Raw genomic sequence first — 10,851 nt, 5'->3', positions numbered from 1 at the left:
GCAGGGGGGACCCTGTGGGAGAGTAGGACGCCGCCGAACAATTCTTCTGAGAAGCCCCGCCCGGGGACCCCGGGCGGGGCTTCTCGCATTTCCGGATCAGATTCGCGCGACCAGGGCGTACCGCTCGTCGGAGACCGGCCCGCCCCAGAGGGTCGCGTCCTGGCTGAGCGGCGTCACCGCCAGTTCGGTGACGTGCGGGCGCAGTGCGTCGGCGAGGTCCCGGGCGCGGACGCCGCCGGCCCAGGGGAGTGGGTGGGCTCCGGGTTCGTACGGGGAGGCGGTGTCGCCCGCCTCGCGCCAGCGGCCCTCGACGAGCGCCAGGGTGCCGCCCGGGCGCAGCAGGGTCACCCAGTGCCGCAGGGTGGCCGGCGGGTCGGCGAGGGTCCATGCCAGGTGGCGGCAGAGCAGGGCGTCGTAGCCGCCGGAGCGGGCGGGCGGGGTGTCGGCGTTGCCGACGTGGAAGGCGGCCTCCAGGCCGGTGGCGGCCAGTTTGGCGCGGGCCCGGGCGATCATGCCGGGGGCGAGGTCGATGCCGGTGACGTGGTGGCCCTGGCGGGCGAGCAGGAGGGAGAGCGAGCCGGTGCCGCAGCCGAGGTCGAGGACGTGGGCCGGCGGCTCGGGGAGCCATCCGTGCAGGCGGGAGGCCCAGGCGGCACGGACGGCTGGGTCGTGCAGGCCGTGGTCGGGCTCGTCGTCGAAGGTGTCGGCCGCTGCGTCCCAGTAGGCCGCGATCGGGGCGTGGGGGTCGGTCATCGGTCGAGTCTGCCAGGGGGGTACGACAGTCGCGGCCGACGGATCCGGGTGCCGTGCGGCGTCTACTCCCGTGCCGGCAGGGCGAGTTTGAAACCGAGGTGGGAGGCGGTGAAGCCGAGGCGTTCGTAGAAGCGGTGGGCGTCGGTGCGGGTGGCGTCGGAGGTGAGTTGGACGAGGGAGGCGCCGAGTTCGCGGGACCGCTCGACGGCCCACTCGATCAGGGTGGTGCCGAGGCCGCTGCCGCGTTCGCCGGAGTGGATCCGGACGCCTTCGACGATCGTCCGGGTGGCTCCGCGGCGGGAGAGGCCGGGGACGACGGTGAGCTGCAGCGTGCCGACGGTGCGGCCGTCCCGTTCGGCGACGACCAGGTGCTGGTGGGGGTCGGCGGCGATCCGGGCGAGGGCGGCGCGGTACGGCGTGAGGTCGTCGGGGGACTCGCGGCCGGCGCCGAGCGGGTCGTCGCCCAGCATGGCGACGACGGCGGGCAGGTCGGCCTCGGTCGCGGGCCGGATGACGAGGTCGCTCATGGACCGACCCTACGCCGGTCCGACGGGGCGTCACCCGGCGGGGTGGTGCGGGGTCGCGCGGGTGGCCGGGAAGCGCCCCGGGAGCGGTGTTCTCCCCGGTGACGGGCCCGGCTGTCCGCAGCGGGAGGTACCGTGCGTGGCACAACGGTCGCCGGCGTCGGTGTGAGCAGGACTGGGAGGGCCTCGTGACCACGGAGCAGCAGCGCACGGGGCAGCAGCGCACGGGGCAGCCCGGCGCCGCGGGGCAGGGTGCGGCGCAGCAGGGTGCCCCGCGGCAGCTCGCCCAGGTCGAGGGCGTGCTGGAGCGGATCACGTACGCGAACGAGGAGACCGGCTACACGGTGGCCAGGGTGGACACCGGGCGCGGCGGGAACGACCTGCTGACGGTGGTGGGGGCGCTGCTGGGGGCGCAGCCGGGCGAGTCGCTGCGGATGTTCGGGCGGTGGGGGTCGCATCCGCAGTACGGGCGGCAGTTCACGGTGGAGAACTACACGACGGTGCTGCCGGCGACGGTGCAGGGCATCCGGCGGTACCTGGGGTCCGGGTTGATCAAGGGGATCGGGCCGCGGTTCGCGGAGCGGATCGTGGACGCCTTCGGGGTGGACACGCTGGAGGTCATCGAGAACGAGCCGGGCCGGCTGATCGAGGTGCCGGGGCTGGGCCCGAAACGGACGAAGATGATCGCGGCGGCGTGGGAGGAGCAGAAGGCCATCAAGGAGGTGATGGTCTTCCTGCAGGGGGTCGGGGTGTCGACGTCGCTGGCGGTGCGGATCTTCAAGAAGTACGGCGACTCCTCGATCGGGGTGGTGAAGAACGAGCCGTACCGGCTGGCGGCGGACGTGTGGGGGATCGGCTTCCTGACGGCGGACCGGATCGCGCAGGCGGTGGGGATCCCGCACGACTCTCCGGAGCGGGTGAAGGCGGGGCTGCAGTACGCGCTGTCGCAGAGCAGCGACCAGGGGCACTGCTACCTGCCGGAGGAGCGGCTGATCGCGGACGGGGTGAAGCTGCTGCAGGTGGACGTGGGGTTGGTGATCGACTGCCTGTCCGAGCTGGTGGCGGAGGAGGGCGTCGTCCGGGAGCGGGTGCCGGGGGAGGGCGGGGAGCCGATCACGGCGGTGTACCTGGTGCCGTTTCACCGGGCGGAGGTGTCGCTGTCGAACCAGTTGCTGCGGCTGCTGAACGCGGAGGGAGACCGGCTGCCGGGCTTCGCGGGGGTCGACTGGGAGGCGGCGCTCGGCTGGCTGGCGCGTCGGACGGGGGCCGAACTGGCGCCGGAGCAGCGGGAGTCGGTGAAGTTGGCGCTGACCCGGAAGGTGGCGGTGCTGACCGGTGGTCCGGGCTGCGGGAAGTCGTTCACGGTGCGGTCGGTGGTGGAGCTGGCGCTGGCGAAGCGGGCGAAGGTGGTGCTGGCGGCGCCGACCGGGCGGGCGGCGAAGCGGTTGGCGGAGCTGACGGGGGCGGAGGCGTCGACGGTGCACCGGCTGCTGGAGCTGCGGCCGGGCGGGGAGGCGGCGTACGACCGGGACCGGCCGCTGGACGCGGACCTGGTGGTGGTCGACGAGGCGTCGATGCTGGACCTGATCCTGGCGAACAAGCTGGTGAAGGCGGTGGCGCCGGGGGCGCACCTGCTGTTCGTGGGGGACGTGGACCAGCTGCCGTCGGTGGGGGCCGGCGAGGTGCTGCGGGACATGCTGTCGGAGGGCAGTCCGATCCCGTCGGTGCGGTTGACGCGGATCTTCCGGCAGGCACAGCAGTCGGGGGTGGTGACGAACGCGCACCGGATCAACGAGGGGCTGCCGCCGGTGACGGAGGGGCTGCCGGACTTCTTCCTGTTCGCGGAGGAGGACGCGGAGCGGGCGGCGGGGCTGACGGTGGACGTGGTGGCGCGGCGGATCCCGCAGCGGTTCGGCCTGGATCCGCGGCGGGACGTGCAGGTGCTGGCGCCGATGCACCGTGGTCCGGCGGGGGCGGGGAACCTGAACACGCTGTTGCAGGGGGCGGTGACGCCGGCCCGGGAGGGGTTGGCGGAGCGGCGGTTCGGCGGGCGGACGTTCCGGGTGGGGGACAAGGTGACGCAGATCCGGAACAACTACGAGAAGGGGGCGAACGGCGTCTTCAACGGCACGGTGGGGGTGGTCGTCTCACTGAGCGTGGAGGAGCAGCGGCTGGTGGTGCGCACCGACGAGGACGAGGAGGTGCCGTACGACTTCGACGAGTTGGACGAGCTGGCGCACGCGTACGCGGTGACGATCCACCGGTCGCAGGGGAGCGAGTATCCGGCGGTGGTGATTCCGGTCACTACATCGGCATGGTCGATGCTTCAGCGAAATCTTCTCTACACGGCTGTGACGAGGGCGAAGAGACTGGTTGTACTGGTGGGGTCACGGAGGGCGATCGGGCAGGCGGTGAGGGCCGTCAGTGCAGGTCGTCGGCACTCCGCGCTTGATCATCGGCTGGCGATTGGATGATCCGCCGGGGGTGCGGTACGGTCCCGGGTTGTCTTGACGTGAAGAGATTTAGGGCGGAACCTGGTCTGGTGCCGATCTTGTCCGGTTCACACCGGCTTCGGCGACAGGTTTTGTATGGCGGGCCCCTTTTCGGCCCACCCCGGGTGCGCGGCTGTCCTCCGGATGGGGGATCGTAGGAACGTCAGGGCACTCGGATGAGGATTCATTTCGTCGGTGAGGAAGACGTGAGCGACAACTCGGTAGTACTGCGGTACCAGGACGGCGAGTACGAGTACCCCGTCGTCGAGAGCACTGCGGGCAACGCCGGCTTCGACATCTCGAAGCTGCTCCCGCAGACCGGCCTGGTCACCCTGGACAACGGCTTCGGCAACACCGCCGCCTACAAGTCCGCGATCACCTTCGTGGACGGCGACAACGGCATCCTGCGCTACCGCGGCTACCCGATCGAGCAGCTCGCCGAGCGCGGCAACTTCATCGAGACCGCGTACCTGCTGATCAACGGTGAGCTGCCGAAGGCCGAGGAGCTGACGGCCTTCAGCGACGAGATCACCCAGCACACCCTGCTGCACGAGGACGTCAAGCGCTTCTACCAGGGCTTCCCGCGGGACGCCCACCCGATGGCGATGCTGTCCTCGGTGGTCGGCGCCCTCTCGACGTTCTACCCGCAGAGCCACAACCCGTTCGACGCGGACCAGCGCCACATGTCGACGGTGCGCCTGATGGCCAAGCTGCCGACGATCGCGGCCTACGCCTACAAGAAGGCGATGGGCCAGCCCTTCGTCTACCCGCGCAACGACCTGAGCTACGTCGAGAACTTCCTGCGGATGACGTTCGCCGTCCCCGCCGAGGACTTCGAGATCAACCCGGTCATCGTCAACGCCCTCGACAAGCTGCTGATCCTGCACGCGGACCACGAGCAGAACTGCTCGACGTCCACCGTGCGCCTGGTCGGCTCCAGCCACGCCAACCTGTTCGCCTCGATCTCGGCGGGCATCTCGGCGCTGTGGGGCCCGCTGCACGGCGGTGCGAACCAGGCCGTCCTGGAGATGCTCGAGCAGATCCAGAAGGACGGCGGCGACGTCGACGCCTTCATCCGCAAGGTGAAGAACCGCGAGGACGGCGTCAAGCTGATGGGCTTCGGCCACCGCGTGTACAAGGCGTTCGACCCGCGTGCCGCGCAGGTCAAGCTCCTGGCGCACGAGGTGCTCGGCCAGCTCGGCAAGAGCGACGAGCTGCTCGACATCGCGCTGAAGCTGGAGGAGCACGCGCTCAGCGACGACTTCTTCGTCTCGCGCAAGCTGTACCCGAACGTGGACTTCTACACGGGCCTGATCTACCGCGCCATGGGCTTCCCGACCAGCATGTTCACCGTGCTGTTCGCGCTGGGCCGGCTGCCCGGCTGGATCGCCCACTGGCACGAGATGATCAACGACCCGACCAGCCGCATCGGCCGTCCGCGGCAGATCTACACCGGCACCGCGATCCGCGACTACGTGGACCTCGGCGACCGCTGACCCGGTCCGTGCGAAGGGCCCGGCCGCTCCCCTCGGGGCGGCCGGGCCCTTCGGCGTTCCGTCGGGCCCCGGGGCCGCCGGGAAAGACCCGGCGCACGGCACCCGGGTGCGACCGTGCCAGGAACGGCCGCTCAAAGCGTCCCTGACCTTCGCACCCCGGCGCCGTGCGCTGTGCCGCCGAACTCGTCGGCGGCGGTACCGGGGCCCGCCGGAGCCCCGTTCGCGGCAGCGCGACCGGTGCGGAGGCGTGAAGCCGTTCGCCACACCGCCGCTCGGCCGGAGAAAACCGCCGCAGTACACACGGTATGACGTATCCGGGGTCCGGGAGTTACGTTCCCGGAGTGTGACTTGCCTCTCTCCACGCTCCGTGTGCGCGCGGTGCCGGAGCCGAGCCGAGCGGTCCGTCCCCTTATCACACGCTTTCCGGCGCGCTGCGTCACCCTCCCCGCAGTCTTCGCAACCCAGCGTGATAGGAATCGACCCATTCCGGTACGGACCGTCCGCACGTGTCTGCGGCGGCGTCGGGGCAGGGAGGGAGAGCGCGGATGACCAGGAACGTCGTCGTCACCGGTGGTGGCACCGGCATCGGGTACGAGGTGGCCCGCCGCTTCGCCGAGGAGGGGGAGCGCGTGGTGATCGTCGGGCGCCGGCGCGCGGTCCTGGAACGGGCGGCCGCCGAGCTCGGCGAGAACGTCTCCACCCTGGTCTGCGACCTCGCCGACCCGGACGCGGTCGAGCACGCCCTGGACTCCCTGCCGGCGACCGTGGACGTCCTGGTCAACAACGCGGGCAGCCGGGAGACCGTGATCGGTGCCGGCCCGCACGCCGTACTGGCGCGCTGGCGCGGCGACTTCGAGCGCAACGTGCTCACGGTGGTGCTGCTCACCGAGTCGATCCGGGAGCGGCTCACGCCGGGTTCCGGCCGGGTGGTGACGGTCAGTTCCATCGCGGCGCTGCGCGGCGCCGGCTCGTACGGGGCGGCGAAGGCCTCGCTGCACGCCTGGAACAACTTCCTGGCCGCCCAGTTGGGCCCGTCCGGGATCACCGCGAACATCGTCGCCCCGGGCACCGTCTCCGGCACCGAGTTCTTCGGCCCGCGGCTGGACGAGGCGGAGGTCTCGCGCCGCGCGGCGCGCACCCTGCTGGGGCGGATCGGCGAGCCGTTCGAGGTCGCCGCAGCGGTCCACTTCCTGGCCTCGCCGGAGGCCGGGTTCATCACCGGCGAGATCCTGCACTGCAACGGCGGCGAGCTGCTCGGCCGCTGAGCACCACGGCGACGGCCCCGGGCGGAGATCCGCCCGGGGCCGTCGGCCATGTGCGGACGCCTCAGGAGGAGGCGTCGAAGCGGCGCAGCCGCAGGCTGTTGGTGACCACGAAGACCGAGGAGAAGGCCATGGTGGCACCGGCGACGACCGGGTTGAGCAGCCCGGCCGCGGCGAGCGGGATCGCCGCGACATTGTAGGCGAAGGCCCAGAACAGGTTGCCCTTGATGGTGCCGAGGGTGCGGCGGGCGAGCCGGATGGCGTCGCCGGCGGTGCGCAGGTCCCCGCGGACGAGGGTGAGGTCGCCGGCCTCGATCGCGGCGTCCGTCCCGGTGCCCATGGCGAGGCCGAGGTCGGCCTGGGCGAGCGCCGCGGCGTCGTTCACGCCGTCGCCGACCATGGCGACCGAACGGCCCTCGGCCTGCAGCCGCTTCACCACGGCGACCTTGTCCTCGGGGAGCACCTCGGCGAGGACGTCCTCGGCGGGGATGCCGACCTCGGCCGCGACGGCCTCGGCGACGGCCCGGTTGTCGCCGGTGAGCAGCACCGGGCGCAGGCCGAGCGCGCGCAGGTCGGCGACGGCGGCGGCGCTGGTCGGCTTCACCGTGTCGGCGATCTCCAGGACGGCCCGGGCGGAGCCGTCCCAGCCGACCACGACGGCGGTGCGGCCGGCCCGCTCGGCGGCGACGCGGGCGGCGGCCAGCTCCGCCGGCACCGGCAGCGAGCGGGCGGTCAGCAGGGCCTCGCGGCCGGCGACCACGGTGCGGCCCTCGACGGTGCCCTGGACGCCGAGACCTGGGACGTTGGCGAAGGCGTCGACCGGCGGCAGCTGGCCGGTGCGCTCGGCCGCGGCGGCGACGATCGCGGCGGCCACCGGGTGCTCGGAGGCGTGCTCGACGGCGCCGGCCAGGCGCAGCGCCTGCCGCTCGTCGGTGCCGTCGGCGGTGTGCACGGCGACCAGGGACATCCGTCCGGTGGTGACGGTGCCTGTCTTGTCGAGGACGACGGTGTCGACCCGGCGGGTGGTCTCCAGCACCTCGGGGCCCTTGATGAGGATGCCGAGCTGGGCGCCGCGGCCGGTGCCGACCATCAGCGCGGTCGGGGTGGCCAGGCCCAGTGCGCACGGGCAGGCGATGATCAGCACGGCGACGGCGGCGGTGAACGCCGCGGTGGGGTCGGCGTCGGCCAGCAGCCAGGCGACCAGCGTGCCGAGGGCGATCAGGATGACGATCGGCACGAAGACGGCGGAGATCCGGTCGGCGAGGCGCTGGGCGGCGGCCTTGCCGTTCTGCGCCTCCTCCACCAGCCGGGCCATCCGGGCGAGCTGGGTGTCGGCGCCGACCCGGGTCGCCTCGACGACGAGGCGACCGCCGGCGTTGACGGTGGCGCCGGTGACGGTGTCGCCGACCGAGACCTCGACCGGGACGGACTCGCCGGTGAGCATGGAGGCGTCGACGGCGGAGGCGCCCTCGACGACGGTGCCGTCGGTGGCGATCTTCTCGCCGGGGCGGACGACGAACCGCATGCCGGGGACCAGCCGGGCGACCGGGACGCGCTGCTCGCGGCCGTCGCGCAGCACGGCGACGTCCTTGGCGCCGAGGTCCAACAGGGCGTGCAGGGCGGCGCCGGCCCGCCGCTTGGACCTCGCCTCCAGCCAGCGGCCGAGCAGGATCAGGGTGGTGACCGCGGCGGCGGTCTCCAGGTAGAGCGTGGAGGAGGCGTCGCCGGTGCCGACCGCGAGGGTGAAGGCGTGCCGCATGCCCGGCATCCCGGCGTCGCCGAGGAACAGGGCCCACACCGACCAGCCGAACGCGGCCAGGGTGCCGAGCGAGACCAGGGTGTCCATGGTCGCGGCGCCGTGCCGGAGGTTGGTCCAGGCGGCGCGGTGGAAGGGCAGACCGCCGTACACGACGACCGGGCCGGTGAGGGCGAAGGCCAGCCACTGCCAGTCGTCGAACTGCAGGGCGGGGACCATCGACAGCAGCACCACCGGCACCGTCAGCACGGCGCTGACCAGCAGCCGCTCGCGCAGCGGGTCCGGCTCCCGGGCGGTGTCCGCCGGGGAGCCGGCGGCCGGTTCGGCGGCGGGCTCCGGGGCGGGCGGCGGCGGGAGCTCCGCGGTGTAGCCGGTGCGTTCGACGGTGGCGATCAGGTCGTCGACGGTGACGCCGTCGGTGAAGTCCACCCGGGCCTTCTCCGTGGCGAAGTTGACGGTGGCCTCGACGCCGTCCATCCGGTTGAGCTTCTTCTCGATCCGGGCGGCGCAGGAGGCGCAGGTCATTCCGCCGATCGACAGCTCGACGCGCTGCCGGGCGGTGTCCCCGGTGGCGTGCATGGTCGTGCTCATCTCATCTCCTCGGACGAGCGTACCGGGGGCGCGGGCTAGGCACTCTCTTTCGGATCTTGCCGGGCGCGCGACGCCGGGCATCCCGCCTGAACGCACCGGCGAATCGTCCAAGTACGGTCCAGTACGAGGCCGATCCGCCGGCACGCCCAGCCGGGCGCCCACCGCCGCGCGCTGATCCGACAAGATCCGAAAGAGAGTGCCTGAGGCCGCGCCCCCGCGGCGGTCTCAGGCGGTGCGGCCGACGAGCTCGTAGCCGGCCTCGTCCACGGCGGCGCGGACCTGCTCGTCGTCGAGCGGCGCGGCGGAGGAGACGGTGACGGTGCCGGCCTTGGCGTCGGCGGCGACCTCGGTGACACCGGCGATGCCGGACACCTCGGCGGTCACCGACTTCTCGCAGTGGCCGCAGCTCATGCCGGCGACGGTGTAGGTGACGGTGCTGGACATCGGTGCCTCCGGGCGGTGTCGGGGCGCGGCCTTCTGCCGTGCGCCTGCCTCTGCCAACACCATACCCCCAGGGGGTATTCCGAGGCCGGCGGGTCGGCTGTGGCGTGGATCTCGGAACGTACACCGCCGCGGCGGGCGCAGGCCGTGCCGGCGCGCTCCGCACATCCGGCGTGCGCGCGGGTGTCACCCCGTCGGCGGGCGGCCGCGAACGGCGCGATGCGGCCTCGTGTCCGATATGTTCGGTATGTGTTCCGGAGCAGCCGAGTCCAGCGCGCCGCCGTGCGCGACGCCACCGGGCTGGCCCCGGCCCGCCGCAAGTCCGCCCTGCTGGCCACCGACCTCCAGGACCTCTCCTTCCGCCGCCGCGCCACCCCGGCGCTGCTCGCCGTCCTCGCCATCTCGCTGGTCGACTTCTTCACCGGCCAGGACCGCTACCTCGCCCCGCTGATGGTCGTCGTCCCGCCCGTCTCCGCGCTGCTGCTCACCCCCGTCGAACTCCTGCTGGTCTGCGGCGTCGGCTTCCTCTCGCTGCTCTGGCTCAGCAACTACGACCAGGTCGCCAACTTCCACGACGGCCGCTTCCTGATCGGCGCCATGGTCAGCTACGTCGCGCTCACCGCGATCAGCGCGTACATCGCCGAACTGCGCATGCGCCGGGCCGCCGCCTTCGCCGCCGTCAGCTCCGTCGCCGAGGCCGCCCAGCGCGCCCTGCTGCGCCGCCCCGGACCCAAGGTCGGACCGCTGCGCCTCGCCGTGCGCTACGTCTCGGCCGCGGACGAGGCCAGGATCGGCGGCGACCTCTACTCCGCCCTGGACACCCCGCACGGCACCCGGCTGCTGGTCGGCGACGTCCGCGGCAAGGGCCTGGGCGCGGTGCAGACCGCCGCGGTGGTGCTCGGCGCCTTCCGCGAGGCCGCCTACGACGAGGAGAAGCTCAACCGGGTCGCGGCCCGGATCGAGGCCAGCGTCGAGCGGCACGTGCCCGACGGGGAGTTCACCACCGCCCTGTTCGCCGAGTTCGGCGCGCCCGGGACGGTCGAGCTGCTGCACTTCGGCCACGTCCCGCCGATCCGGGTCGCCGCGGACGGCACCGTCGCCGTGCTGGAGGCCACCGACCCGTGGGTGCCGCTCGGCCTCGGCCCGCTCGCCACCGGCGAACCCACCGCCGTCCGGCAGCCCTTCGGGCCCGAGGACGTGCTGGTGCTCTGCACCGACGGCGTGGTCGAGGCCCGCCACCACCGCACCGGCGAGTTCTACCCGCTGGCCGAGCGGGTCGGACCGCTGGTCCGCGGCACCGCCCGCTCCGCCGCCGAACTGGAGTCCGCGGTCGGCCGGGTCTACGCCGACCTGCTGGTGCACACCGGCGGCGCACTCGGCGACGACGCCCTGCTGATGCTGGTCAGCCGCCCCGGCGACCACCCGCAGAACCCGCACCACGGGCACTAGGTGTTCTGACCCGTGAGGTTGGGGACGCGGCTGGCGGGTGGCTTGCCTGCGAGTGCGGTGTGTCCGCGGTGGTGATTGTAGGTGTGG

At 72.9% G+C, this 10,851-nt stretch carries 8 protein-coding genes; 4 read left to right on the top strand and 4 right to left on the bottom strand.

What is annotated here, in order from left to right; all coding sequences use genetic code 11:
- Positions 1-96 precede the first annotated feature (96 nt).
- Both AB0O09_RS38240 and AB0O09_RS38235 read right to left on the bottom strand, forming a co-directional pair.
- Positions 97-753, bottom strand: coding sequence for a class I SAM-dependent methyltransferase (locus AB0O09_RS38240; protein WP_363550311.1), 657 nt, complete (start codon positions 751-753; stop codon positions 97-99).
- Between the two features lie 62 nt (positions 754-815).
- Complete coding sequence (locus AB0O09_RS38235) at positions 816-1,280, bottom strand: GNAT family N-acetyltransferase (protein ID WP_363550308.1); 465 nt, start codon at positions 1,278-1,280, stop codon at positions 816-818.
- 296 nt (positions 1,281-1,576) lie between these two features.
- Between AB0O09_RS38235 and AB0O09_RS38230 the strand changes: the two genes are divergently transcribed.
- From AB0O09_RS38230 to AB0O09_RS38220, 3 genes are all read left to right on the top strand, one after another.
- A complete protein-coding gene (locus AB0O09_RS38230) occupies positions 1,577-3,751 on the top strand; it encodes an ATP-dependent RecD-like DNA helicase (protein WP_363550314.1) in 2,175 nt (724 codons plus the stop codon).
- Positions 3,752-3,975: 224 nt separating this feature from the next.
- Positions 3,976-5,265, top strand: a complete 1,290-nt coding sequence (locus AB0O09_RS38225) for a citrate synthase (protein WP_363550306.1) — start codon at positions 3,976-3,978, stop codon at positions 5,263-5,265.
- 545 nt (positions 5,266-5,810) lie between these two features.
- The gene (locus tag AB0O09_RS38220; protein ID WP_363550303.1) at positions 5,811-6,530 is read left to right on the top strand and encodes an SDR family oxidoreductase; all 720 of its coding nucleotides are present in this window, start codon (positions 5,811-5,813) and stop codon (positions 6,528-6,530) included.
- Positions 6,531-6,591: 61 nt separating this feature from the next.
- Here AB0O09_RS38220 and AB0O09_RS38215 read toward each other — a convergent pair whose 3' ends face one another.
- On the bottom strand, positions 6,592-8,874 hold the full coding sequence (locus AB0O09_RS38215) for a heavy metal translocating P-type ATPase (RefSeq protein WP_363550300.1): 2,283 nt from the start codon (positions 8,872-8,874) through the stop codon (positions 6,592-6,594).
- Between the two features lie 225 nt (positions 8,875-9,099).
- Positions 9,100-9,318 (bottom strand): cation transporter, encoded by a 219-nt coding sequence (locus tag AB0O09_RS38210; RefSeq protein ID WP_030266153.1) that lies wholly within the window; start codon positions 9,316-9,318, stop codon positions 9,100-9,102.
- Between the two features lie 246 nt (positions 9,319-9,564).
- On the opposite strand from AB0O09_RS38210, the gene AB0O09_RS38205 reads away from it, so the two are divergent.
- Positions 9,565-10,764 (top strand): PP2C family protein-serine/threonine phosphatase, encoded by a 1,200-nt coding sequence (locus AB0O09_RS38205; protein WP_363550297.1) that lies wholly within the window; start codon positions 9,565-9,567, stop codon positions 10,762-10,764.
- Positions 10,765-10,851 lie beyond the last annotated feature (87 nt).

Source organism: Kitasatospora sp. NPDC093679 (genome assembly GCF_040683455.1).
Classification (GTDB): Bacteria; Actinomycetota; Actinomycetes; order Streptomycetales; family Streptomycetaceae; genus Kitasatospora; species Kitasatospora arboriphila.
The sequence above is the reverse complement of the archived record's forward strand: the minus strand, read 5'-3'. Positions and strand labels throughout refer to the sequence as shown.